General features: G+C 68.7%; 26 protein-coding genes. 15 read left to right on the top strand and 11 right to left on the bottom strand.

The window, feature by feature from the left end; genetic code table 11:
- Positions 1-1,299 (bottom strand): ABC transporter permease, encoded by a 1,299-nt coding sequence (locus tag PI246_RS12670; protein WP_320551654.1) that lies wholly within the window; start codon positions 1,297-1,299, stop codon positions 1-3.
- A 47-nt stretch (positions 1,300-1,346) separates the two neighbouring features.
- On the bottom strand, positions 1,347-1,670 hold the full coding sequence (locus tag PI246_RS12665) for a hypothetical protein (RefSeq protein ID WP_320551653.1): 324 nt from the start codon (positions 1,668-1,670) through the stop codon (positions 1,347-1,349).
- 122 nt (positions 1,671-1,792) lie between these two features.
- Between PI246_RS12665 and PI246_RS12660 the strand changes: the two genes are divergently transcribed.
- Both PI246_RS12660 and PI246_RS12655 read left to right on the top strand, forming a co-directional pair.
- Positions 1,793-2,350: an RNA polymerase sigma factor gene (locus PI246_RS12660; protein WP_320551652.1), complete on the top strand. Its 558-nt coding sequence runs from the start codon at positions 1,793-1,795 to the stop codon at positions 2,348-2,350.
- Positions 2,347-2,736 carry a hypothetical protein gene (locus PI246_RS12655; RefSeq protein ID WP_320551651.1) on the top strand — a complete coding sequence of 130 codons (390 nt, stop codon included), beginning with the start codon at positions 2,347-2,349 and terminating at the stop codon, positions 2,734-2,736. The genes PI246_RS12660 and PI246_RS12655 overlap by 4 nt, the downstream gene beginning before the upstream one ends.
- Here PI246_RS12655 and PI246_RS12650 read toward each other — a convergent pair.
- The 5 genes from PI246_RS12650 to argS form a co-directional block, all read right to left on the bottom strand.
- Positions 2,727-3,536: a hypothetical protein gene (locus PI246_RS12650; protein ID WP_320551650.1), complete on the bottom strand. Its 810-nt coding sequence runs from the start codon at positions 3,534-3,536 to the stop codon at positions 2,727-2,729. The two genes, PI246_RS12655 and PI246_RS12650, sit on opposite strands and share 10 nt — an antisense overlap.
- Complete coding sequence (locus PI246_RS12645; RefSeq protein ID WP_320551649.1) at positions 3,536-4,741, bottom strand: hypothetical protein; 1,206 nt, start codon at positions 4,739-4,741, stop codon at positions 3,536-3,538. The genes PI246_RS12650 and PI246_RS12645 overlap by 1 nt, the downstream gene beginning before the upstream one ends.
- Positions 4,742-4,805: 64 nt before the next feature.
- A complete protein-coding gene (locus PI246_RS12640) occupies positions 4,806-5,132 on the bottom strand; it encodes a hypothetical protein (RefSeq protein WP_320551648.1) in 327 nt (108 codons plus the stop codon).
- 290 nt (positions 5,133-5,422) lie between these two features.
- On the bottom strand, positions 5,423-5,587 hold the full coding sequence (locus PI246_RS12635; protein ID WP_320551647.1) for a hypothetical protein: 165 nt from the start codon (positions 5,585-5,587) through the stop codon (positions 5,423-5,425).
- 19 nt (positions 5,588-5,606) lie between these two features.
- Positions 5,607-7,337, bottom strand: coding sequence for an arginine--tRNA ligase (argS, locus tag PI246_RS12630; RefSeq protein WP_320551646.1), 1,731 nt, complete (start codon positions 7,335-7,337; stop codon positions 5,607-5,609).
- Positions 7,338-7,549: 212 nt separating this feature from the next.
- On the opposite strand from argS, the gene PI246_RS12625 reads away from it, so the two are divergent.
- Positions 7,550-7,927, top strand: coding sequence for a VOC family protein (locus tag PI246_RS12625; RefSeq protein ID WP_320551645.1), 378 nt, complete (start codon positions 7,550-7,552; stop codon positions 7,925-7,927).
- A 99-nt stretch (positions 7,928-8,026) separates the two neighbouring features.
- On the opposite strand, the gene PI246_RS12620 is transcribed toward PI246_RS12625, so the two are convergent.
- Positions 8,027-8,890 carry a YicC/YloC family endoribonuclease gene (locus PI246_RS12620; protein WP_320551644.1) on the bottom strand — a complete coding sequence of 288 codons (864 nt, stop codon included), beginning with the start codon at positions 8,888-8,890 and terminating at the stop codon, positions 8,027-8,029.
- A gap of 77 nt (positions 8,891-8,967) precedes the next feature.
- On the opposite strand from PI246_RS12620, the gene rph reads away from it, so the two are divergent.
- From rph to pepQ, 8 genes are all read left to right on the top strand, one after another.
- Entirely contained in the window at positions 8,968-9,699 is a 732-nt protein-coding gene (gene rph, locus PI246_RS12615; RefSeq protein WP_320551643.1) for a ribonuclease PH, read from the top strand.
- A complete protein-coding gene (locus tag PI246_RS12610) occupies positions 9,696-10,205 on the top strand; it encodes a GNAT family N-acetyltransferase (RefSeq protein WP_320551642.1) in 510 nt (169 codons plus the stop codon). Before rph ends, PI246_RS12610 begins: the two co-directional genes overlap by 4 nt.
- Positions 10,205-10,798: an RdgB/HAM1 family non-canonical purine NTP pyrophosphatase gene (gene rdgB, locus PI246_RS12605; protein ID WP_320551641.1), complete on the top strand. Its 594-nt coding sequence runs from the start codon at positions 10,205-10,207 to the stop codon at positions 10,796-10,798. The genes PI246_RS12610 and rdgB overlap by 1 nt, the downstream gene beginning before the upstream one ends.
- Complete coding sequence (gene hemW / locus PI246_RS12600) at positions 10,795-11,952, top strand: radical SAM family heme chaperone HemW (protein WP_320551640.1); 1,158 nt, start codon at positions 10,795-10,797, stop codon at positions 11,950-11,952. Before rdgB ends, hemW begins: the two co-directional genes overlap by 4 nt.
- Before the next feature lie 123 nt (positions 11,953-12,075).
- Positions 12,076-14,232: a DUF1631 family protein gene (locus PI246_RS12595; RefSeq protein WP_320551639.1), complete on the top strand. Its 2,157-nt coding sequence runs from the start codon at positions 12,076-12,078 to the stop codon at positions 14,230-14,232.
- Positions 14,229-14,573, top strand: a complete 345-nt coding sequence (locus PI246_RS12590; RefSeq protein ID WP_320551638.1) for a PilZ domain-containing protein — start codon at positions 14,229-14,231, stop codon at positions 14,571-14,573. Before PI246_RS12595 ends, PI246_RS12590 begins: the two co-directional genes overlap by 4 nt.
- A 58-nt stretch (positions 14,574-14,631) precedes the next feature.
- On the top strand, positions 14,632-15,237 hold the full coding sequence (locus PI246_RS12585) for a hypothetical protein (RefSeq protein ID WP_320551637.1): 606 nt from the start codon (positions 14,632-14,634) through the stop codon (positions 15,235-15,237).
- Between the two features lie 79 nt (positions 15,238-15,316).
- The gene (gene pepQ / locus PI246_RS12580) at positions 15,317-16,642 is read left to right on the top strand and encodes a Xaa-Pro dipeptidase (RefSeq protein ID WP_320551636.1); all 1,326 of its coding nucleotides are present in this window, start codon (positions 15,317-15,319) and stop codon (positions 16,640-16,642) included.
- A 92-nt stretch (positions 16,643-16,734) separates the two neighbouring features.
- On the opposite strand, the gene PI246_RS12575 is transcribed toward pepQ, so the two are convergent.
- Positions 16,735-17,805, bottom strand: a complete 1,071-nt coding sequence (locus PI246_RS12575) for an acyltransferase family protein (protein WP_320551635.1) — start codon at positions 17,803-17,805, stop codon at positions 16,735-16,737.
- 135 nt (positions 17,806-17,940) lie between these two features.
- Here PI246_RS12575 and cydP point away from each other — a divergent pair, with 135 nt between their 5' ends.
- Genes cydP through cydX form a run of 4 tightly spaced genes read left to right on the top strand, consistent with a single transcriptional unit; the run spans position 17,941 to position 21,019 of the window.
- Positions 17,941-18,159 carry a cytochrome oxidase putative small subunit CydP gene (gene cydP, locus PI246_RS12570; RefSeq protein WP_320551634.1) on the top strand — a complete coding sequence of 73 codons (219 nt, stop codon included), beginning with the start codon at positions 17,941-17,943 and terminating at the stop codon, positions 18,157-18,159.
- Entirely contained in the window at positions 18,156-19,727 is a 1,572-nt protein-coding gene (locus tag PI246_RS12565; protein ID WP_320551633.1) for a cytochrome ubiquinol oxidase subunit I, read from the top strand. The genes cydP and PI246_RS12565 overlap by 4 nt, the downstream gene beginning before the upstream one ends.
- An 11-nt stretch (positions 19,728-19,738) precedes the next feature.
- Entirely contained in the window at positions 19,739-20,869 is a 1,131-nt protein-coding gene (cydB, locus tag PI246_RS12560) for a cytochrome d ubiquinol oxidase subunit II (RefSeq protein ID WP_320551632.1), read from the top strand.
- Positions 20,870-20,881: 12 nt separating this feature from the next.
- Complete coding sequence (gene cydX, locus PI246_RS12555; RefSeq protein WP_320551631.1) at positions 20,882-21,019, top strand: cytochrome bd-I oxidase subunit CydX; 138 nt, start codon at positions 20,882-20,884, stop codon at positions 21,017-21,019.
- Between the two features lie 47 nt (positions 21,020-21,066).
- Here cydX and PI246_RS12550 read toward each other — a convergent pair whose 3' ends face one another.
- Positions 21,067-22,359 (bottom strand): aminopeptidase P N-terminal domain-containing protein, encoded by a 1,293-nt coding sequence (locus tag PI246_RS12550; RefSeq protein WP_320551630.1) that lies wholly within the window; start codon positions 22,357-22,359, stop codon positions 21,067-21,069.
- Positions 22,356-22,925 (bottom strand): UPF0149 family protein, encoded by a 570-nt coding sequence (locus tag PI246_RS12545; RefSeq protein ID WP_320551629.1) that lies wholly within the window; start codon positions 22,923-22,925, stop codon positions 22,356-22,358. The genes PI246_RS12550 and PI246_RS12545 overlap by 4 nt, the downstream gene beginning before the upstream one ends.
- Between the last annotated feature and the right edge of the window lie 67 nt (positions 22,926-22,992).

The raw sequence follows: 22,992 nt of genomic DNA, 5'->3' as shown, positions 1-22,992 counted from the left end.
TCACTGGAGCTTGAGTACGTGGGCGGGCGCGATCGTGCACGCGCGCCAGGCCGGGAAGACACCTGCCAGGATGGTCAGCACCGTGGCCGCCAGCGGTGTCGCGATCAGCAGGCCGACGTCCAGCGACGCGAGGTGCGCATAGTCCGCCGGCTGGCTGCGGACCAGCCACAGGCCGGCCACGGCGAGCAGGATGCCGGCGGCACCGCCGCACGCGCCGACGAGGCCGGACTCGACGATCAACTGCGCGAAGATCGCCCGGCGCGGCGCACCGAGGGCGCGGCGCACGCCGTATTCCTCGCGACGGCGCTGGTACCTCACCAGCATCAGCGTCACGGTGTTGACCAGGCAGACCATCAGGAACCCGAGCGCAAGCAGGGTCTGCAGGCGCACATCGCCGGGCACGACGCGGTTGTAGGCCAGCCATTCGGGCAGGTTGCGCAGGCGCACGTTCGGCTCCCTCTCAAAGCGGCCCGCCGCTTTCTGTTCCAGCGAGTAGCGACGCAGGAAATCGAGGTAGTCGCGTCGTTCGCCCGCATCGCGCAGGCCCACCCATAACTGGGTCCACGTACACGTGGTGGTTTCCAGGTGGTCGAGGTCGGGGCTGCCCCAGCACGCGATGCTTCCCTCGGTGGGCAACGCGCGCTGCCGCGCGGTGCCCAACGGCACGAACACCTCGTCCGCGTGCCGGTACCCTCCCGGCGCCAGGTCGTAGAACTGCACCGACGGCTGCCATGTGTCCATGACGCCGACGATGCGCAGGCTCGTATCCTCCAGGCGCAGGCTCCGCCCCACGGGGTCGGCGTCGCCGAAGAGCCGGTCCGCCAGCGTGCGGCTGATGACCGCTACCGGCGCACGCATGTCGTCGTCTTCCCGGCTCCATGCGCCACCGTGGCGAAACGGCACGGAAAACAGATGGAAGAACGCTCCCGAGGTGTACCGCGCCTGCGCGTAGAAGGCCATGCCCTGGCCTTGTGGCGGTCGCACGGCCACTTTGCCGCCGACCATGAGCGCCTGCTCGATGTCCGGCCGGCTCCGCATCAGGTTCGTGGCGTCGATCCAGGTCAGCTGGCTCGGCGGCTCGGCGTCTTTCGTGCGAGCGGTGGCGCTCCGCGGTTCGACCTGCGGATAGAACAGTTCGCTGCTATGGCCGGGCACCGGGTCGCGCTGCATGACGTGCACGAGGGTGAGCATGGTCATGCTGGCGCCAATGCCCAGGCCGACGGCGAGCACCATGAAGGCAGTCACCACCGGCGTCCGGCGCAGGCTTCGCGCGGCCAGTTCAACGTAATAGACGAGCATCTTTCCCCCTTGGGCGACCCCACCGACGCGCGGCGAACCGTGCCGCGTTACGACAAGCGGCGGGAGATGGCGAAGAACACCAGGTTGGACGCGCCCACCGCGGCGAGCACGAGGGCGACGGAGGCCGGATCGATATGGTCCACGCCGCGCGCTCCGATGCCCGCGAAGGCCAGCGCCAGGGCCACGGCGACGATGCCCCAGTAGAGGCTGGCAAGACGGCGGTGCCGGTCCTCGCCCTCCATGAACGCGCGGAGCACCTCTTCGGACGGCGCAGCCCGCAGCACGCGGCGACGACTCCATGCGTCGACGAACGCCTTGACGATGAAGGCGAGACAAGCAAAAACGGCGATAGCGGTGAAATCCACTTGCATGGTCCATCCTCGGGTCGGTGTTGCCGAAGATAGATACGTGGTACCGCCGCGCGGTTGCATGCCGATGCCTTGCAACCGCGACGGGCCAGACGGTATCTATCGAAGGACGTGGGAGGAGCGACGTGGAAGACGACCGGATACTGGTAAAGGACATCCTGGAAGGACGCAGGGGCGCCATGGAGCGCTTCGTGCGCGCCCACCAGGAAACCTGCTGGCGTGTGCTCTATCGTCTCACCGGCGATCGTGAGGACGCCCGCGACCTGTGCCAGGAGGCCTTCCTGCGCGCGCACCGCGCGCTGCCGTCGTTCCGTTTCGACGCCAGCCTGAAGACCTGGACGACGCGCATCGCCTGGTCCGTCGGGCTTCGCCACCTGGAGAAACGGCGTATACCCCTCGACGCGTTCACCGACGTCGACGACGCGGCCGACCAGGCCGACGACGCCGAGGACATCGCCTCGGCGCTCGTGCGGGAGGAACGCCGCGCGCAGGTGCGTGCCGCGCTGTCCACGCTCGCGCCGGTACAGCGCACGCTGCTGGGCATGTACCATTTCGAGGACATGACCCTGCCCGACATCTCGCGGGTCACCGGGATGCCCGTCGGCACGATCAAGAGCCACCTCTTCCGCGGGCGCCTCGCGCTCCGCCAGCAGCTGATCCGTCATCCGGAGTGCACGCCATGACGCCCGACACCCGACCCGCCGAGCTTTCCGCCGACGCATGGGAACGCCAGGAAGCCGCGATGTCGCGCGGCGACGGCACCTATCGCCTGATCGCCGACGTGCTCGCCGAACCTCCGGCAAGCCACCTGGGCGCCGACTTCGCCCGGGAGATCGAGCGGCGTGCCTATGGCCTTCGCGCAAGGGACGTCTCCGAGCGCGCCGAGGCCACGCTCGCCTGCCTCGCCGTGGCGATACTGTGCGTGGTGGCGATTGGCCTGCTGATGTCGCCCGGTGCGCTCGCGGGGCTCAGGCCGATGACCGACGGCGGCTGGATGTTCGCCGTCGTCGGCGGGCTGGGCATCTCGGCGTTCGGCTGGCGGCTGCAACGCCCCATGCCTCACGCGTAGGCCGCCCGCAGGTCGTCGCGGAACGACGGCTGGCGCGCCACCGAAAGCAGGTAGGGCGAGAACGCATGGAAGCGGATGGTCCCGTCGTCCTCTACGTAACTGAGCACTTCGCCGATCCGGCTACGGAAGGTCGTCGACACCGATCCGGCCAGCTCGCGAAATGCCGCTTCGTCGATGGACATCGGTCCTCGCGGAAACACGAACCCCACGCGATCGCCGACAAAATGCATGAGCACGGGCGTGCCGACCGGTCGCTCGACGAAGAAACGATGCCAGTGCTGCTCCGACACCGGAAGGTGGGTTTCCTCCTTCCAGTCGAACAGCGACCATATCGACTTCTGCATCGGGTTCTTGAAGTCGTGCAAGTCGACGCGCGTGCCGCCAAACGCATAGACGAAGGTCGGCACCTGGATATCCGGGCGCTCGCGCCTGAGCAGGAACCACTGCGAATTCAACGGAAGGCGCGATCGGGAGACCCCTTTCAGGCCGGGATCGTGCGCAACCTCTCCGGCGACGTCGAACAACGGCTGCAACAGCCGGTGGCACCATTGTTCGTGGCAACCCCATTCGCCGAGCGTTTCGCGAAGACGCGTGCCGTTGTACGAAAAGCCGCGATTGATCACCCGCCGGCCGGCGAAGCGACGGACCACGTCATCCGGAAATTCCGCGCGCACGACCGACGGCCACTCGGCACGGTGCACGTACGGCAGCAGCGCATCCACCGGCATGTGCTCGGCGTCGGGCATCGCGTCGAGCAGGGGATCGTTCGGCTCGGCATGAAGGATCAGCGGGCGGGACATCAGGCCACCTCCAGGGTCGCGTCGACCGACGCATAGAACTCGCGCATCGAGGCCTGCATGCCATCGATGGCGGCGATGAAGTCGTCGGTGGGCGGCTCGTCGAGCAGGAACTGCTCGGCCAGTCGCTGCCCGATAAGGAACCCGGCGCCAAAGTCGCCCATGCGCCGTTCCAGTTCGGCGCGCTCGGACGCGGGGAGGTCCACCGGCGAGCGCAGGATGGCGTCGAAGAGGCGATGGCAGACGTAATAGACGATGATGGCGTGCGCCAGGGAATGGTTGGGAATGGGGTTGCCCGACCATGGCGACACGGGGCGCACGACCACGCCGCTGTCCATGAACTTGCCGTGCCCGCGCTCGTAGGCGGCCAGCACGTTGTGCACGCATTCGTGGAGCATCGACTCCATGCAGGCCACGAACGACTTCTGCGTGAGCTGGGGGTTGAGCAGGCGGATCGTCCCGGGTTGCTGCGGCCTCGATTCCGAGCCGACGCGGAAATTCTGGTCGACCGTTTCGACGTCCTGCTGCTCCACCGACTTACGTACGATGATGCGCCGCACGAAGCTGCGGATCATCAGCCCGAAATGCGGTTCGCATACGTCGATCAGTTCCAGCGACTCGGCCAGCTTGGCGACGATGCGCTCCCGTTCGTCGGCGCTCACCTCCAGGCACGGCTGGCTCAGCGTGCCGCTGTCGGGCTCGTGCCGGCGGGCGAGCGCGCTGTCGAAATCCACCGCGATCAGGCCATCGAGCCCAGGAACGCGCTCCAGGCGCCACGCACCGTTTTCCCGGATCGCGACGCGGTCTCCCATCGGGCTGATGACGCGATCATCCGGCGCATCGCGCATCCAGGCGACGACGTCACCATGCGAAAGCCGATGCAACGCATCTTCGCGCTGGATCTGTTCGAGCAGCCGATCCAGGGCACGTTCGAGTTCGTCACGGGTCTTGTGCCGGGCCTCCTCCCACGTCGCCAGGGCATCGCCGAATTCGGCGCTGGCGAGCAGGCGCGCCTGCATGACCGGGTCCAGCCGACCGTAAGCCGACAAAACGGCATCGGCGACAGGACGGTCCTTGCCCGTGGCCAGCAGGCTCATCAGGCTGGCGCGTGTGCAGGCCATCTGCTCGTCGAGCAGTTCGGCCATGAGTTCGGCCGCATCGTCGCGACCGTCGAAGATATCCATCAGGCGAAGAAGATCGAGCGTCACCTTGCACCTCGTAAGTCAGTCCCTCGTGAGGACGGCCGCCAGAGGGCGGCCGTCCGGTGTCGCGTCAGACGTTGAATTCGGCCATCGACGTGTCGGCGAAGCCGGAGCCGGCGGAACCGGAGCTGTAGAAGGAGCAATGCGTGCCGCCGTTATCGTAGAAGGTGCACTTCACCGGCTCCTTGACGGCCACGGCGACCTCATCGAGCGGCTGGGCAACGGCCGCCGCCAGGTCGGCGGGCGTGATCGCGGTCTGCGCGACTTCGACGGTCGGCGCCGGAGCCGGCGTGACGTCCGCCGCCGAGGCGGTGCCGAAGGCGCCCGTCATGGCGACGAGCAGCGGCGACATGACGGACAACGTCAGGCGGGTCGAACGAGAAGGCTTGTTGGTCATTTCGTTTCTTCCTTATAAGGAGTCGGTGGATCGTCAAGACCTCACTACTACTCCGGTCCGGACACCCGTCCGGAGCCGTCATCGTCAAACCGGTTCGATGCCGGATGACGTTCCTTCCATCCACGCATGGCATGGACGAAATCGCAGGCATGCCTTCCCGGGCGCTGCCGACACGTCGCCGGCACCGCTTCGCCGATGCGAAAAGGCCTGGAAAGAAGGATTCCCCTGATCGTGAACGGATGACGCCCCCGGCGTCATCCATCGCTCATGATCGAATGTGTCACAACCGATCAAGCGCGACAACGCGCCGTGACGATGCCAAGGGCAACCGTGCCGATATTGCCCACCGATGGCTGCAACCCCACGAAAAACAGCCAATCCACCGATGCCACGCTGTCGACGCGGCGATGGGCGGCGTGGGCATCGATACGGTAAGCGGTCTGGCCGGGTGGCATGAACCGCCGATGCGGTGGATTACATGCGTGCGGGCACGCGAATACCCAGAAGCTCCAACGCCTGCGTCAATACGTGGCGCGCCAGCAACGCCAGTGACAGCCGCGATCCGCGCACCGCGGGCACGTCGGCGCCAAGAACGGGGCATGCCGCGTAGAAACGGCTGAACGCCTGGGCGAGGTCGTACGCGTAGTCGGCGATATCGTTCGGCGCGTAGCGAAGCGCCGCCGACGCCACGGCATCGGGAAAGCGCGCGCACAACAGCACGAGCGCGCGCTCCGCCGCCTCGGCCACCTCGATCGGACCCGGCACCACGCCCTGCGCCGTCGCGCGGTCCAGGATCGAGGCGATGCGCACGCACGCATACTGCACATAAGGCCCGGTGCGACCTTCGAACGACACCATGCGATCGGGGTCGAATACGTAACCCGACGTGCGGTACGTCGACAGATCGGCGAATTTCACCGCCGCGATGCCGATGGCCCTTGCCCGCGCATCGATGTCGTCGACATCGCCGCTCTCCTCGATGCGCGCCCGTGCGCGCCCGATCGCATCGTCGAGCAGTTCGTGCAACTGTGCGACGCCGCCATCGCGCGTCTTGTACGGCTTACCGTCACGGCCGTTGACCGTGCCGAAACCCACGTGCACCAGATCCATGCCGTCGGCGAATCCGGCTCGCTTCGCCGCACGGAAGACCTGGCGGAAATGCAGCGCCTGGCGCTGGTCCACCACATAGACGACGCGCGAGGGATGCAGCCGGTCGCGCCGGTCGAGCAACGTGGCCAGATCCGTCGTCGCGTACAGCGCCGCGCCGTCGGACTTCTCCAGCAGCAACGGCGGCACCGGCGCGTCGTCGCCCTCCTGCGCCACCTCGATCACCAGCGCACCTTCGCTGTCCTGCGCGATACCGCGTGCACGAAGGTCCGCGATCATGCCCGGGATCAACGGCTGCACCCGGCTCTCGCCGTTAAGCTCGTCGAAGTGCGCGTCGAGCGAGGCGAAATCCACGGACTGCGCCTGCAACGATACGCGACGGATCGTTTCCCATAGCCGCATCGAGGCGGTATCGCCCGCCTGCAGCTTCGCCGTCGCGGCGCGTGCCACGGCCATGCGCGCCGGGTCGGCCTTGCAGGCGGCCGCCACCCGCGGATAGATCGCCTGCAACTGCCCCATGTCGAAGGGCGGGGCGGCAGTCCAACCACCATCGTCACGCAGCTCCGGCCAGATCGCCGGCAACTCAGAGATGAGCATGCCCATCTGCAGGCCCCAGTCACCCAGGTGCACATCGCCGATCACCCGATGTCCCTGCGCGATGAGGATGCGACGCAGGCTTTCGCCCAGGACGAGCGAACGCAGGTGTCCCACGTGCAGGGGCTTGGCGACGTTCGGCCCACCGAAATCGATGACGATGATTTCCGGAGGCTGCGGCGCGATGCCCGCGCGGACATCCGCCCATTGAGAGGTCGCGGCCTCGCCCAGCAGCGACGCCGACAGCCGCACATTGATGAACCCGGGCCCGGCCACCTCCACGCTATCGAACGCGGCGTCGTTCCTCAGGGAGGCGGCCACGGCCTCGGCGATCTCGCGCGGCGGCCGCTGGATGGCACCGCCCAGCGGCATCGCCGCATTGCACTGCAGGTCGGCCAGCTCCGGTCGCTGCGCCGGCACGGCGCGGACACCGCGGCTGTCGAAGCCATGGGCTTCGAAGGCACGAACGAGCAGGCGTTCGACATGCGCGGCGAGGGTCGACATGGGGCGAGGCGTCCTTGGCGGTGGAAGCCGCATGATCGCCGGGATACCGTTGGCGGTCGAGAGGCATGTCGATACCGGCCCGGCCGACGCTGGCAAGCCGGCGCCGCGTTGTGTAGATTCATCGCGCCTTACACGGCATGCCGCCCTGTCGAACGGTCCATCGTCGCATGACGACAGGCAGCCACCCCATCCGCTTTCGCCAGGCGTACCTTATGTCCATGCCGCTGGTCCGGATCATCCTCTACGTGCGCGATGTCGCTACAGTCGAGGCGTTCTATCGCGAGCACTTCGATGCCGACACCGTCGAGCGCATCGAGAACGAGTGGGTAGTGTTCAAGATGGGGCAGATCGAACTTGCCCTGCACCGTGCCGGCGCATCCTACCGAAAGGCGTCCCCGCCGGCAGCACCGACCGGTTCCACGACGAAACTCGTTTTCGCCATCACGTCGGATCTTGCGGCGCACCGCGACTCGCTCAGCGCCTCGGGCGTATCGGTGGGCGCGATCAAGCGCTACGACGGGTTTCCCTATGCCATGTACGACGGTCGCGACCCCGAGGGCAATGTGTTCCAGGTGATGCGCTACGACTGAGCGTTCATTCGCAACGGACGCGAGGGTCTGATCCGGTAGACCAGGCAGCGTGATCGACCAAGCGTCGTAACAGGTCGACAGGACACACCTTCAGCGCCCTCACTCGATATTCTGCACCTGCTCCCGCATCTGCTCGATCAGCACCTTCAACTCCACCGCCGCGTTGGTCGTGCGTGAGTCCACCGATTTCGACCCGAGCGTATTGGCCTCGCGGTTGAACTCCTGCATGAGGAAGTCGAGGCGGCGGCCGATCGGCTCCTTCAGGGCGAGCACGCGGCGAGCCTCGGCGATGTGGGTGGCGAGGCGATCGAGCTCTTCGTCGACGTCGATGCGGGTGATCTGCAGCACCAGCTCCTGCTCCAGGCGGCCGGGCTCGACCGGCTGACGGACGTCGGCCAGGCGGGTTTCGAGGCGGGCGCGCAGCGCGGCGCGGATCTCGGGCAGCCAGCCACGCACGTCGCCGACGATCCGGTCGATGCCGTCCAGGCGCTCGCGGAGGATCTCGCCCAGCTTGGCGCCTTCGCGTCCGCGGGTATCGGCCAGGACGTCGAGCGCGCGGTCGAGCACGTCCATAAGGGCGGCCTGCAAGGCGTCGGTGTCGGCTTCCGGCTGCTGGAGCACCCCGGGGAAACGCAACAGTTCGGTGAAGTCGATCGACATGCGCGGGAACCGTTGCTCGAGATCGAGCGCCAGCTCCGACAGGCGGGCCAGCATGCCGCCGTTGACGCGCAGGCCATCGACCGAGCCGTTTTCCACGCGCAGGCGCACCGTGACGTCCACCTTGCCGCGCGACAGCCGCGTGGCGATGCGCTCGCGCAGGGCGCCCTCGAAGCTGCGCAGGTCGTCGGGCAGGCGCGGGCTGATCTCGAGGTAGCGGTGGTTCACCGTGCGCAGTTCGCAGGTGAGCGTGCCGGACGGGCCCGCGCTTTCGGCGGAGGCGTAGGCGGTCATGCTGCGGATCATGGTCGGCGTCGCTCGCGCGGGAAGGAGGGGCGCAATGGTAAACTGACCCACCGCCCGCGCCCAAATCAGGCCTGCCCATGTCCTTTTCCCGTCCGAGCGGCCGCGCCGCCGACCAGCTGCGCACCGTCACCATCGAACGCCACTACACCCGCCACGCCGAAGGCTCCGTGCTGGTGAGCTTCGGCGACACCCGCGTGCTCTGCACCGCCTCGGTCGAAGAGCGCGTGCCGCCGTGGCTGCGTGGCAAGGGCGAGGGCTGGGTCACCGCCGAATACGGCATGTTGCCGCGCGCCACCACCGACCGTACCCAGCGCGAAGCCGCGCGGGGCGGCCAGGGTGGCCGCACCATGGAGATCCAGCGCCTCATCGGCCGCTCGCTGCGCGCCTGCGTCGACCGCGCCGCGCTGGGCGAGCGGGTGATCACGCTCGACTGCGACGTGATCCAGGCCGATGGCGGCACGCGCACGGCCGCCATTACCGGTGCCTACGTGGCCCTGGTCGACGCGGTGTCCACGCTCACCGAACGCAAGCTGATCAAGCGCAACCCCATCCTCGGCGCCATCGCCGCCGTCTCCGTCGGCATCTTCGAAGGCGTGCCCGTGCTCGACCTCGACTATGCCGAGGACTCGAACTGCGACACCGACATGAACGTCGTGATGAACGATGGCGGCGGCTTCATCGAAGTGCAGGGCACCGCGGAGGGCCACGCCTTCCGCCGTGACGAAATGAACGCCATGCTCGACCTGGCCGCGAAGGGCATCGGCGAACTCGTCGCCGCGCAGCGCACCGCCCTGGGGGTCGCCCCGTGAGCGAGGTGCGCGCCGCCCGCCACACCGACCTCGACGCCATCGTGGCCGTCCACGACGCCGCCTTCGGCCGTCCGACCGAAGGCCACCTCGTGCGCCGCCTCGTCGAGGCGGACCAGGCCGTCATCTCGCTGGTCGCGGTCGACGACGATGACGCGGTGATCGGCCATGCGCTGTTCTCGCCCGTGCGCATCGAACACGGCGACGACGGCAAGGCGCTGGGCCTCGCCCCTGTCGCCGTGCATCCCGAACACCAACGGCGCGGCGTCGGTCGCGCGCTCATCGAAGAAGGCATCGGCGCCTGCTTCGTCGCCGACGCCCGTGCGGTGTTCGTGCTTGGTTCGCCGGCCTACTACCCCGCGTTCGGGTTCACCAAGGCCTCGGACCATGGGCTGCACGACGCGTTCGAGGGTGGCAACGCCTTCCAGGTGCTGCCCCTGACCGTGCAAGGGCTCGACGGCTATCGCGGCCGCGTGGACTATGCCTCGGTGTTCTCGGAGGCGCGGTAATGCGCCTGGTGCTCGCGTCGGGCAATGCCGGCAAGGTGGCCGAACTGCGCCAACTGCTCGAAGGCAGCGCGATCGACCTCGTGCCGCAGACCACGCTCGGCGTCGGCGATGCCGACGAAACCGGGCTCACCTTCGTGGAAAACGCCCTGATCAAGGCACGGCATGCCGCCCGCGCCACCGGCCTGCCCGCGCTGGCCGACGATTCGGGCCTTTGCGTGGACGCGCTCGGCGGTGCGCCCGGTCTCTATGCCGCGCGATACGCGGGCGTGCACGGCGACAACGCCGCCAACAACACCAAGCTGCTGCGTGAACTCGATGGCGTGCCGATGTCGCGGCGCGGCGCTTACTTCATCGCAGTGCTGGTGGTGCTGCGGCACGCGGACGACCCGGCGCCGCTGATCGCCGAAGGTCGCTGGCATGGTCGCGTCCTCGAGGCGCCCCGCGGCACCGCCGGCTTCGGGTACGACCCGCTGTTCCTCCCGGACGGCTCCGACCTCGGCGCGGCCGAACTCGACACCGCCCTGAAAAACCGCATCAGCCACCGCGGCCAGGCGCTGGCCGCCCTGCAAGCGCGGTTGAACGAACTGGCATGAGTCGGGTGCCGCCACCGTTGTCGCTGTACGTGCACATGCCCTGGTGCGTGCGCAAATGCCCCTATTGCGACTTCAATTCGCACGGCGTGCGGGGCACGCCCGATTACGCGGCCTACGTCGACGCCCTGCTGGCCGATCTCGACGCCGACCTGCGGGATTTCGGCGCGGCGGTGCATGGCCGGGCGATCCACAGCGTGTTCTTCGGCGGCGGCACGCCAAGCCTGTTTTCACCCGAACTCGTGCATCGTTTCCTCGACGGTGCCCGCGCACGCCTGCCCTTCGACGCTGGCGCGGAAGTCACCTTGGAAACCAACCCAGGCACGGTCGAGCACGGGCGTTTCGACGGCTACCTCGCGGCGGGCGTCAACCGCATCTCGTTCGGCGTGCAGAGCTTCGACAACGACAAGCTGCACCGCCTGGGCCGCATCCATTCCTCGCAGGAGGCGTCCGATGCCGTTCGCCAGGCCCAGGATGCCGGCATCGACAACATCAACATCGACCTGATGTACGCACTGCCGGAGCAGACGCTCGATGGTGCACTGGACGACGTGCGCCGCGCGGTGGCGCTCGCGCCGACGCATCTGTCGCATTACCAGCTCACCCTTGAGCCGAACACGGCGTTCGCGGCCAATCCCCCGCCTCTGCCCGACGACGACGCGGCGTGGGCCATCCAGGACGCCTGTCAGGCCTATCTGGCCGACGCCGGGTACGGGCAGTACGAAGTGTCCGCCTACGCCCTGGACGACCGCCGTTGCCGGCACAACCTCAACTACTGGCGCTTCGGCGATTACCTCGGCATCGGCGCGGGGGCGCACGGCAAGGTGAGCGACGCGAACGGCGTGCGCCGACGCTGGAAGACACGCCTGCCCGCCGCGTTCCTGGCCACCGCGGGCGAGCCGGCCCGGATCGGGGGCGACAGCGTCATCGACGCGGACGACCTGCCCTTCGAATACATGCTCAACGCGCTGCGCCTGGTCGACGGCGTGCCGCTGGATGATTTCAGCCAGCGGACGGGACTTCCCCTGGATGCCATCGCGGCACCGCTGGCCGTGTGCATCCGCAAGGGCTGGCTCCACGACGATCCGGCCTGTCTGCATACGACCGCGCTCGGCCAGCGTTTCCTCAACGACGTGATCGAAGCCTTCATGGCCTGAGCGGATGGCCCGCCTAGGCCATCCGTCCTAGCCGAATTCAGGCGTGCGAACGCTGGCGCGAAGCATGGGCGGCCTTCTAAACTCGCGCAGGGTCGGGGAGGACCCCTCACGATGAAACCAGGCATGCCGCCGACGACCCGCCGGGCGGGCGAGAATCCCGTGCCCCTGTCGCCGCGCGCCGAACGCGAGGCGCAGCAGGGCCTGTCGTTATGCCTGAACTGGCTCGACACGCCGTTGCGCGCCGCCCTGGCCGATCTCGATGCGCGCCTGTTCGCCGTCGCCGAGGGCACCCGCAATCACCTCGAGCAACAGGCCTGCTTCGACAGCCGTGGGATCGTCGAACGCGAAGGACCGGCCTTCCGCCAGCGCTTTGCCGCCTTTCTCACCGAGCGCTTCCGGCGGCTGGGCGACGATCTGCCGCGCGGGGCCGCCGAGGCGTTGCCCTCGGGCCTGAGCCTGGTGGATCCCGGCGAGCAGGAGCGCAGCGACGCGCTTGCCAGCCTCGCCGCGCGCGCCGAGTCGCGCAGCGCGACGAACCTTTTCGAACTCGGCTACCGCATGGCGGTGCTGGCGGGTAGCGCGCCGCTGGAAGGCGGCACCCTGCCGGTCGGCCCGCGCGCCCTCGCCGCCGCGCTCGACGCGGCCTCACGCCCCATGCCCCTGGACCCGGCGCACGCGGGGCTGCTTTTCAAGGCCATGGAGACCCACGTCTTCGCACCGATGGACGGCTTCTACGCCGCCCTCAACGCGCATTTGCTCGCACGCGGCATCCTGCCCGGCCTGCGCGCGTTTCCGAACGCGCGAATCCAGCATCCGGTCGCGCCGCGCGAGCCCGCGCCCGAGCCAACCGACACGCGCGCCACCGACGGCCATATCGGCGTACTTGAGGGACTCCGTACCCTGCTCGCCAGTCGATCGACCCATCCCGGCGCGACCGTGGCCCCGCCGACCCTGGCCACCGAGGACGAACTGCAGACGGCGTTGCACGCGTTGCAGGGCCATGTCACCGACGTGGCCGACGCGGCCCGGCGCGAGATCCGCAGCGCCCAGGCCCTGCGTGAGGAACTGCAGGCGCAGCTCGCGCGCGGACGCCCGCAGGGCGCCCCACCCGCCGCCCTCAGCGCCGAGCAGGACGACACCGTGACGCTCACCGCATTGCTGTTCGAGGGCCTGGCGGGCGAACTCACCGAGGGCAATCGGGGCCAGGCGTTGCTGGGCGACCTGCAATGGCCGATGCTGCGCGCGGCGATGAACGACCGCGCGTTCTTCGAGGCGCCGGCGCATCCGGCCCGCCAGTTGCTCGAAACCGTCGGCGACGCCGCCCGGCAGTGGCTCGACCCCGCCGACGGCGAACCCGACGCGGCGCTGCTCGACCAGCTCGAACGCGCCGTACGCGACGCGAGCCAGGCCCAGGTGATCGACCCGGACTGGCGTGCCGGCATCGAGCGCCAGATCGCCCAACTGGCGCGCAAGGCGCACGTGGCCGAGCGCCGCCAGATCGAGGCGATGGACGGACGCGACCGCCTGGAGCGGGCGCGGCGTCGCGCCGCCGAACTCATGGCCGAACGCATGGGTGGCCGTCCCGCACCGCGCGGCGTGTTGCGCATCCTGCTGGAGCGGACCTGGGCCGACGTGCTCGCGCTGCATATCCTGCGCGGTGGTGAGAACGGCGAGGCGTTCGTGCAGTGCCTGGGCGTCACCGACCAGTTGCTCGGTCGGCGCGCGGTGAATGACGCGCGCAAGCTGCGCCAGGACATCGAACGCGGCCTCGAGCACCTGGGCATGCATCCGGTCGAGGCCGGGCAGGTCGCCGCGGGGGTGTTCGACACCGCCGGCGACGACGACGCGCCGACGGCCACCGACATGGCGCTGCGCCTGAAGCAGCGGCCGCGGCTGGGGGAAGGCACCGCCCACGGCGAGCCCGTGGCGCCGGTGGAGCCGACGCCGCTGGATCCAGCCTCGCAGGCGGTGCATGCGGGTTTCGCGCAACTGCGCTTCGGCACGTGGTTCGAGTTCCGCCAGCCGGGCGGCGGCATCGCACGACGCAAGCTCGCCTGGTTTTCACCGGTGACCGGGCGCTGCCTGTTCGTGACGTCGCGCGGCGCGCGCGCGGAAAACATCGACCTGACCCGCCTGGCCCGACTGATCGCCGACGGCGACGCCTGGGAATGGAAGGAACAGCGCCTGTCGATGATCGACCGCGCATGGCGTGCGGTGAGCCGCCACCTGCGTCGCGATCCGGGCGTCGGCCATGACGATCGCCAGAAGGGACACGGATGAGCACGCCCAGCGAACAACGCCGCGCGCCGCGCAAGCAGGTGACCTCCCCGATGCCGGTCACCGACGTGATGCACGACCGCGTCATCGGCCAGCTGGGCAATCTGTCGGTGGGCGGACTGCTGCTGATCGGGCCCGGCGCACCCACGCCGGGCCTCGTGCGGCAGGTGAGTTTCGCGCTGCCCGACGGCGAGCGAGCGCATCGCGTCACGCTGGGCATCCAGGAACAATGGCACGAACCGGCCGCCACGGCGGGTCAGTTCTGGAGCGGCTACCGCATCGTCGCGGCCAGCGACGACGACCTGCGCCGCATCGACGAGTGGGTCGGGCCCCAGCCGGACTGAACGGAGACCATCGAGCATGCTTTACGACCGACCGCGCGGGGGCTCACCATCGCGTCTCATGAGCGACGCCACCACGATCCTGGTCGATTCCCGCCTCGAGCGCGACGACGCCGCAGCCGCCGCCACGGCGCTCTACCTGCGCCTGGTCGGCGACGGCACCATCGCCGCGCAGGTGCACGGGACCGAGCCGCGATTCCGCGTGGTCGACGAGCGGCTGCGCGAGCAGACCGGCATCCTCGCCATCGGCCTGCACGCCAGCGGCCATCGCTGGGTGGCCGGTCCCGAGGAGTCGCACCTGGTCGAGGGCGGGCCGGACAACGGCATCTTCTGTCGCTACGACAGCGGGTTTACCGTGCGCTGCCCCGAGTGCCACGTCGACCTCTCGCCGGGCGACGACGGTTCGGACGCGCTGGAAGAAGCCCTGACCGTCTGGTGCGACGCGCCCGATTCCGCCTACGTGGCCTGCCCGGCCTGCGCGCACTGGACACCCTTGTCGCAGTGGCGCTCGCCGGCGCACGACTTCGCGGTGGGGCATTTCGCGATCACGCTCTACGGATCGCACCTGCACGGCCTCACCGGGGGCGGCGATCACCAGGCGACGCTGCTGCGCCACCGCATGGGCGATCTGGCGGCGGACTACACGGTGGTGTTCGCCCGCGCGTGAAGGGCACCGGGGTTGGCGGGGGCCACGCTTGGGCGCACCATTGGCGTTTGCCCGCATCCCCCGACTCCGGAGAACGCCGATGAACGACGCGCTGGCCGCACTCTATCCGCAGCACCTCGCCACCCTGCGCGAGCGCACCGACACCGCCCTGGCGCGCGGCGGCTTCGACCACCTCGTCGTGCCAGCCGGTCGTCCGATCACGAAGTTTCTCGACGACATGGACTACCCCTTCGTCGTCAACCCGCATTTCAAGCATTGGTTGCCGTTGACGGACGCGCCAGGCAGTTGGCTGGTCTACACGCCGGGCGAAAAGCCCAAGCTGGTGTTTCTCCAGCCGCGCGATTACTGGCACGTGGTGCCCGAGGCGCCGTCGGGCTACTGGGTGGAACACGTCGACATCGTCGTGGTGCGCAAGGCGGAGGACGCCATCGCCGAGCTGCCCGCGATGCTGTCGCGCTGCGCGATCATCGGCGACGCCTCGTGCGATTCCGCCGCGGTGTGCGCGAACAACCCGCCGCTGGTGGTGGATCACCTGCACTACCACCGCGCTTACAAGACGCCTTACGAACTCGAACTCATGCGCGAGGCGAGCCGTCTCGGGGCGCGCGGCCATCGCGCGGCGGAAAACGCGTTTCGCGAAGGCGCCAGCGAACTGGGCATCCACCAGGCGTACCTCGCCGCCGTGGGACAGATCGACGCCGAGCTACCCTATCCGAGCATCGTATGCCTCAACGACCACGGCGCGGTGCTGCACTACACGCACTTCGACCGCACGCCGCCGGCGCGCAGCCTGTCGTTCCTGATCGACGCGGGCGCGAGCGCATCGGGGTACGCCAGCGACATCACGCGCACCTACGCGGCGCGGGGGGAGACCGAATTCCAGTCGCTGGTCGATGCGATGGACGCGGCGGAACGATCGTTCGCGGCGAAGGTGCGCGCGGGGCAGAGCTACCCGGAACTGCACGTGCATGCCCACCACGTGTTGGCCGGGGTGCTGCGCGAACACGGCTTCATCCGCATGAGCGCGGAGAGCGCCGTGGAGTCGGGTGTCACGTCGGCCTTCTTCCCGCACGGGCTGGGCCACGGCATCGGCATGCAGGTGCATGACGTGGGCGGGTTCCAGGCCTCGGAAACCGGCGGCACCATCGCCAGGCCGCAAGGCCATCCGTACCTGCGCCTCACTCGCGAACTGGAAGCGGGCATGGTGGTCACCATCGAGCCGGGTCTGTACTTCATCGACATGCTGCTGGCGGAATTGAAGGACAAGCCGTTCGCGAACGACATCGACTGGGCGAAGATCGATCGTTTCCGTCCGTACGGCGGCATTCGCATCGAGGACGACGTGGTCTGCACCGCGGACGAGCCGGAGAACCTGACACGCGATGCGTTCGCGGCGCTGGGCTGAGACTGGCACTGCCTCGACAACGGTGCGCCGGTGCGACGCCCCACCCGTCGTCCCGGCGCAGGCCGGGACCCACCGCGATGCGTTCGGTGGACCTAGACCTTGAGGTAGATCCGCCGCCGGTCCATCCAGCGCACCACGCCCCACCACACCGCCACGAACGCCACGCCCCACGCCGCCGAGGGCACGTAGGGGCCGAACAAGGGCGTCATCCACGAGGCGAAAGCGACGCGATACAGCGCGCCCCACGCCCCCAGCGCGATCATCAGGCAGACCATCAGCCCCGAGCCCGCATAGGCCGCGATCGCATTGACCCCGAACGCGCGACCAAACGGTGGCCAGCCGCGGCGATCCACGAGGGTGTGCGCCAGCGCCAGCAGGGCGAACGACCAGCCCCCGGTCCACAACGCGTAGCTCGGCGTCCAGAGGTTCTTGTTGAACGGCCACAGCCCCTGCGCCAGCCCGCCCGCGACCAGGAGCACGAGCGCCCCGACCCAGAGGCGACGGACCTGCCCACGCGCGAGCCACGCGCCCGCCCGCATGCCCATCAGCACCGTCGCCAGCGCCGGCAGGGTCGACAGCAATCCCTCCGGGTCGTGACCTCGCCCGGTCAAGGGATCGAACTGATAGGCCGTGCCGCCGAAAACGAATGCGTCGACCCGGCTGGGCAGGTTGCTCCACGGCGCCATGCCGTCCATGAGCAGCAGGCCGCCATACACGACGAGCAACCCCACACCGAGCAGGTCGCGCGTGCGCGGACGGACATGGATGGCCAGGGTACCGGCCACGGCAAAGCACAGGCCGATACGTTGCAGCACGCCCGGAATACGGAAGTGCGCACCGGGGATCGTCAGCCACGCCAGCAGGTTCAACGCCAGCCCAAGGCCCACGATGCGCAGGGCGCGACGGATCGTCGCACGCTGCAAGGGCGCGCGCGGTGCGCCCGCCTCCACGCGGGACACGATCGCCAGCGACACGGACACGCCGACGATGAAGAGGAACAGCGGAAAGACCAGGTCCGCGAACGTGCAGCCGTTCCACTCGGCGTGCTCCAGGAGCGGCCACACATGGCTCCAGTCGCCTGGATCGTTGACCAATAGCATGGCCGCCACGGTGATCCCCCGAAGGGCGTCGACGGACGCGTAACGTGTCGTGGCGTGGCTCATCGGGGCACAGGGTCCGGGCGGCAGGGATGGCACGCAGCATACGCGGTCAGGCCGTTGCGACAATCGGTCATGGCTGGCCCGCGAAACGCCGGGCGTACGATGGCCTCGATTGTTCGCAACGCCGGAACCGCACGCATGAAGGACGTCGACGCATCATCCCCCCGTCGCTGGCGCGACAAGCCGCTCAGGCGCCTCGCCCTCGACCTGTGCCTGCTGGTCGTCGCCAAACTCGCGTTGCTCATGCTCATCTGGTACGTGGCCATCCGGCCGCTGCCCCGTGCGGACGTCTCGCCCGCGGGCGTCGACCGCATGCTCTCGCCCATCTCCGCCTCCACCCAGGGAACCTCGCCATGATCGTCGACCCCGATGTCGTCGGCCTGTCGCGCCTTCAGTTCGCGCTGACCGCGCTCTACCACTTCCTGTTCGTCCCGCTCACGCTGGGCCTCGCGTTCATGCTCGCCATCATGGAAAGCGTCTACGTGATGACGCGGCGCGAGGTATGGAAACGCATGACCCAGTTCTGGGGCGTGCTGTTCGGCATCAACTTCGCCATGGGCGTGGCCACCGGCGTCACCATGGAATTCCAGTTCGGCACGAACTGGGCCTACTACTCTCACTACGTCGGCGACATCTTCGGCGCACCGCTGGCGATCGAAGGCATGATGGCGTTCTTCCTCGAAGCCACCCTCGTGGGCGTGTTCTTCTTCGGCTGGGAGCGGGTCTCGCCGCTCAAGCACATGATCGCCACCTGGTTCCTCGCCCTCGCCACCAGCCTGTCGGCTCTGTGGATCCTGATCGCCAATGCCTGGATGCAGAACCCGGTGGGGGCCGCCTTCAATCCGCAGACGATGCGCATGGAGGTCACCTCCTTCAGCGACGTGATCTTCAACCCCGTGGCGCAGTCGAAGTTCGTGCACACGGTGAGCGCCGGTTACACCATGGGCGCGATGTTCGTGCTGTCGATCAGCGCGTGGTACCTGCTGCGCGGACGCAACGTCGATTTCGCCAAGCGATCGATGACGGTGGCCGCCAGCTTCGGCCTGGCCGCCTCGCTGTCGGTGGTGGTGCTGGGCGACGAGTCGGGCTACACCGTCTCGGAAAACCAGAAGATGAAGATGGCAGCCATCGAGGCGATGTGGGACACCGAGCCCGCCCCGGCATCGTTCACGCTTTTCGGTCTGCCCGACGTGGCCAGCCACAGCACCCGCGCCGCGGTGAGGATTCCCTGGGTGATGGGCCTCATGGGCACGCGGTCGATCGATGAGCCCATCCTCGGCATCGCCGACCTGGTCGACCAGGCCAAGGTGCGCATCGGCGACGGCATCAAGGCCTACGATGCGATGCTCGTGTTGCGCGAAAACCACGACGACGCCCAGGCGAAGGCGATCCTCGCGATGCACGACAAGGACATGGGCTACGCCCTGTTGCTCAAGCGCTTCATCGACGACCCGCGCAAGGCGACCGCCGACGACATCCAGAAGGCCGCGAACAGCACCATCCCCAACGTGCCCGTGCTGTTCTGGTCCTTCCGCCTGATGGTGGCCTGCGGCCTGTGGTTCATCGCCCTGTTCGCCTACGCGTTCTGGCGCGCGAGCAAGCGCCGCCTGGATGGCCGACGTTTCCTCACCGTGGCGCTGTGGAGCCTGCCCCTGCCCTGGGTCGCGGCCGAACTGGGCTGGATCGTCGCCGAATACGGCCGCCAGCCGTGGGCCATCGAAGGCGTGCTGCCGACCGCGCTGGGCGCCTCGTCGCTCACGGCGAGTCAGGTGGGGCTGTCGCTCGGCGGCTTCGTACTGTTCTACACGGCGCTGGCGGTGGTCGACGGCTACCTGATGGTCAAGTTCGCCCGCAAGGGTCCTGACGGCCTGGGCATGTGGCCGCAGCGTCCCGACGCGATCCCCGCCACGGCGCAGACGGCCTGAAGGAGCGCACCATGTTCGATTACGAGATTCTCCGCATCATCTGGTGGGCATTGATCGGCGTGCTGCTGTGCGGTTTCGCCATCATGGACGGCTTCGATTTTGGCGTGGCCGCGCTGCTGCGCGTGCTCGGTCGCGACGACCACGAACGGTCGGTCCTGCTCGAAACGATCGAGCCTACCTGGGAAGGCAACCAGGTGTGGTTCGTGCTTGGCGGCGGCGCGGTGTTCGCCGCGTGGCCACTGCTCTACGCCGCCTCGTTCTCGGGCCTGTACCTGGCGATGTTCGTGCTGCTGGTCGCGTTCATCCTCCGGCCCGTGGGCTTCAACTTCCGCGAGAAGATGCACGACGCGCGCTGGCGCGCCGTGTGGGACTACGCGCTGGTCGTCTCCGGGGTCATCGTGATGGTGGTCTGCGGCGTGGCCTTCGGCAACCTCTTCCTCGGCCTGCCTTTCCGCTACGACGGCGACCTGCGCATGAGCTGGGAGGGTGGCTTCTTCGGCCTGTTCCGCCCCTTCGCCCTGCTCAGCGGCCTGGTGAGCCTGAGCATGCTGCTGGCGCACGGCGCCTCCTGGGCCGCGATGAAGGCCGACCACGCCATCGCCGACCGGGCCGTGCGCATCGCCCGCATCGCGTCGGCGCTGTGGCTGGCCTTGTTCGTGATCGCCGGGATCTGGCTGGCCTATGGCGTGCCCGGCTACGCGGTCACGGGACCGGTGGTCACCGACGGCATCTCGAACCCGCTCGCCAAGCAGGTGGCGATCGGCGGCTCGTGGTTCGCCGGCTACCTCACGCACCCGACGTTCTGGGCGGCGCCGGGGGTGGCCTTCGTGGGCGCGCTCGGGTTGCAGGCAACGATCGGACGGCGAGGCTTCGGCGGCTTCTTCTTCAGCTGCCTTTGCGTGGCCGGCACCATCGTCTCCGCCGGGCTGGCGCTGTTCCCGTTCCTGATGCCGTCGGCGCTGGACCCGGCCTCCAGCCTCACCGTGTGGGACGCGTCATCGAGCCGCGGCACGCTGCTGCTGATGCTTGGCGTCACCGTGGTCTTCATGCCGATCATCATCCTCTACACCGGCTGGGTCTATCGCGTGATGCGCGGCCGGATCACCCTCGAGCACGTGCGCAAGTCGCACGGCATGTACTGAAGGACCGGCGCCATGTGGTATTTCGCCTGGATTCTCGGCCTGGGCCTGGCGTGCAGCTTCGCCGTGCTCAACGCGATGTGGTACGAGGTGCACGTGGACGACGAGGCCCACCGTCGCAAGGACGTGGTGCCCAGACACGAAGGCACCTGAGACCCTCGGTCGGCGGGGAAGGGGGCGTCCGGTGACGTCCCCTTCTTTTATCGCTCCAGCGCCTGGATGCTCTTCGGCACCATCGCCGTCATCACCTCGGGGGCGCCGCGGGTCACCGCCACGTCGTCCTCGATGCGGATGCCAATGCCGCGCCAGCGCTCGGCCACGGCGCGGTCGTTGGGCGGCACGTAGATGCCGGGCTCGACCGTGAGCACCATGCCTTCTTCCAGCACGCGGGGCTCGCCGTCGATGCGGTAGTCACCCACGTCGTGCACGTCGAGGCCGAGCCAGTGGCCGGTCTTGCTGGGAAAATAGGCCTTGTAGCTGCCGTCGGCGATCGCGCGGGCCGGATCGCCCGGAAGCAGTCCCAGCGCGCACAGGCCGGTGGCGATGACGCGTACGGCCGCGTCGTGCGCATCGGCGAACGAGCGTCCCGGCCGCACGGCGTCGATGGCGGCGAACTGGGCCTCCAGCACGATGTCGTACAGCGCGCGCTGCGCGTCGCTGAAGCGGCCGCCGACCGGGAAGGTGCGGGTGATGTCCGACGCGTAGCAGTCGACCTCCGCACCCGCGTCGATCAGCAGCAGCTCGCCGTCGCGCAGGGTGGCGCGGTTATGCAGGTAATGCATGATGCAGGCGTTCGTGCCGCCGGCGACCGTGGGCGGAAACGCCGGCACCGCGCCGCGGCCGCGGATGGTGCGGAGGATCTCGCCCTCGATCTCGTATTCGGCCACGCCGGGGCGCGCCATGCGCATCGCGGCGAGGTGCGCGGCGCCGGCGACCTCGGCCGACCGGCGCATCAGCGCGAGTTCGTCGCGCGACTTGAACAGGCGCAGGTCGTGCAGCAGGTGCCCTAGCGCCACGAGGTCTTTGGGCACCACCCCGCCACCGCGCGCCGTGCGCAGGCGGCGCATCCATGCGAGCAGGCGGGCGTCGAAATCGGGTTCCTGGCCGAAATGGCAGTAGACCCTGGCCCGGCCTTCGATCATCCCGGGCAGGATGTCGTCGATGTCGTCGATGGGGAAGGCATCGTCGAGCCGCAGTTCGCGCACCGCGCGATCGGTGCCCATGCGTTCGCCGTCCCAGCGCTCGCGTTCCACGTCGCGCTCGCGGCAGAACAGCACCGTCTCACCGTGGGCGCGACCGGGGAGCAGCGCAAGCACCGCCTCCGGCTCGTCGAAGCCGGTGAGGTAGTGGAAATCCGAATCCTGCCGATACGGCCACGGCGCGTCGGCGTTGCGCATCCGCTCCGGTGCGGCCGCGAGGATCAGCACCGCGTCCTCGCCCGCCATGCGCATGAGCTCCCGGCGGCGCCGGGCGTATTCGGCTGGCCCGATCAATGCAAGGTGTCGCCGTCGGCCGGATGCTGGCGCTGGGCGGTCTCCGCATGCAGCGTGAGTGCGCCCACGCGCACGTATTCCTCCAGCTCGGTCAGGGAGACCTCGTCGCTCTCGGCATCGTCGTCGAACTCCGCATCGGTGGAAGCGATGGTCGCCATGTCGCGCAGGATCTCCCGCGCGTCGCTGCTCAGTCCCGTCACCGTCTCCGCGCTGCCGCCCAGGCCGAAACCGCCGAGGAAGCCGCGCGTCCAGTCGGCCAGCCCTTCCACGCGCTCGCGCAGCGGGGCCTCGTCGTCGGGCACCCAGGGCATGAAACTCAGGTCGGTGTCGGCCAGCCAGGTTTCGGTCTGGTGGCGCAGTCGGGTGAGCATGGCCTGCTCATCGGCCGTGGGCGCCGGGTCGGGCTCGAACTTGAGGGCGTCGAGCACCGAGTCGCCGGGGAACGAACCGCCGGCGCTGATATACCCCACGAGCGAGCCATGGAACTCGCTGACCGAGGTGGCGAGCTTGCAGCGGCCGATGAGTTCGGCGATGTCTTCCGGATCGACGGTGGTGTTGGCCGGCATGACGCATACTCCTGGGGAAATCGGAGTGAAGTCTAATGCACCCCGGCGTCGCCGCCCTGTTATAGTC

Source organism: Luteibacter sahnii (assembly GCF_034063545.1).
GTDB lineage: Bacteria > Pseudomonadota > Gammaproteobacteria > Xanthomonadales > Rhodanobacteraceae > Luteibacter > Luteibacter sahnii.
Note: the sequence above shows the minus strand (reverse complement) of the source record. Positions and strands in the feature narration are given on the sequence as shown.

Excerpts from the sequence above, each read along its gene's own strand:
- PI246_RS12670 (WP_320551654.1), bottom strand. The coding sequence starts at position 1,299 with ATGCTCGTCTATTACGTTGAACTGGCCGCGCGAAGCCTGCGCCGGACG.
- PI246_RS12665 (WP_320551653.1), bottom strand. The coding sequence starts at position 1,670 with ATGCAAGTGGATTTCACCGCTATCGCCGTTTTTGCTTGTCTCGCCTTC.
- PI246_RS12655 (WP_320551651.1), top strand. The coding sequence starts at position 2,347 with ATGACGCCCGACACCCGACCCGCCGAGCTTTCCGCCGACGCATGGGAA.
- PI246_RS12650 (WP_320551650.1), bottom strand. The coding sequence starts at position 3,536 with ATGTCCCGCCCGCTGATCCTTCATGCCGAGCCGAACGATCCCCTGCTC.
- PI246_RS12640 (WP_320551648.1), bottom strand. The coding sequence starts at position 5,132 with ATGACCAACAAGCCTTCTCGTTCGACCCGCCTGACGTTGTCCGTCATG.
- PI246_RS12635 (WP_320551647.1), bottom strand. The coding sequence starts at position 5,587 with ATGCCACCCGGCCAGACCGCTTACCGTATCGATGCCCACGCCGCCCAT.
- argS (WP_320551646.1), bottom strand. The coding sequence starts at position 7,337 with ATGTCGACCCTCGCCGCGCATGTCGAACGCCTGCTCGTTCGTGCCTTC.
- PI246_RS12625 (WP_320551645.1), top strand. The coding sequence starts at position 7,550 with ATGTCCATGCCGCTGGTCCGGATCATCCTCTACGTGCGCGATGTCGCT.
- PI246_RS12620 (WP_320551644.1), bottom strand. The coding sequence starts at position 8,890 with ATGATCCGCAGCATGACCGCCTACGCCTCCGCCGAAAGCGCGGGCCCG.
- rph (WP_320551643.1), top strand. The coding sequence starts at position 8,968 with ATGTCCTTTTCCCGTCCGAGCGGCCGCGCCGCCGACCAGCTGCGCACC.
- rdgB (WP_320551641.1), top strand. The coding sequence starts at position 10,205 with ATGCGCCTGGTGCTCGCGTCGGGCAATGCCGGCAAGGTGGCCGAACTG.
- hemW (WP_320551640.1), top strand. The coding sequence starts at position 10,795 with ATGAGTCGGGTGCCGCCACCGTTGTCGCTGTACGTGCACATGCCCTGG.
- PI246_RS12595 (WP_320551639.1), top strand. The coding sequence starts at position 12,076 with ATGCCGCCGACGACCCGCCGGGCGGGCGAGAATCCCGTGCCCCTGTCG.
- PI246_RS12590 (WP_320551638.1), top strand. The coding sequence starts at position 14,229 with ATGAGCACGCCCAGCGAACAACGCCGCGCGCCGCGCAAGCAGGTGACC.
- PI246_RS12585 (WP_320551637.1), top strand. The coding sequence starts at position 14,632 with ATGAGCGACGCCACCACGATCCTGGTCGATTCCCGCCTCGAGCGCGAC.
- pepQ (WP_320551636.1), top strand. The coding sequence starts at position 15,317 with ATGAACGACGCGCTGGCCGCACTCTATCCGCAGCACCTCGCCACCCTG.
- PI246_RS12575 (WP_320551635.1), bottom strand. The coding sequence starts at position 17,805 with ATGAGCCACGCCACGACACGTTACGCGTCCGTCGACGCCCTTCGGGGG.
- cydP (WP_320551634.1), top strand. The coding sequence starts at position 17,941 with ATGAAGGACGTCGACGCATCATCCCCCCGTCGCTGGCGCGACAAGCCG.
- PI246_RS12565 (WP_320551633.1), top strand. The coding sequence starts at position 18,156 with ATGATCGTCGACCCCGATGTCGTCGGCCTGTCGCGCCTTCAGTTCGCG.
- cydB (WP_320551632.1), top strand. The coding sequence starts at position 19,739 with ATGTTCGATTACGAGATTCTCCGCATCATCTGGTGGGCATTGATCGGC.
- cydX (WP_320551631.1), top strand. The coding sequence starts at position 20,882 with ATGTGGTATTTCGCCTGGATTCTCGGCCTGGGCCTGGCGTGCAGCTTC.
- PI246_RS12545 (WP_320551629.1), bottom strand. The coding sequence starts at position 22,925 with ATGCCGGCCAACACCACCGTCGATCCGGAAGACATCGCCGAACTCATC.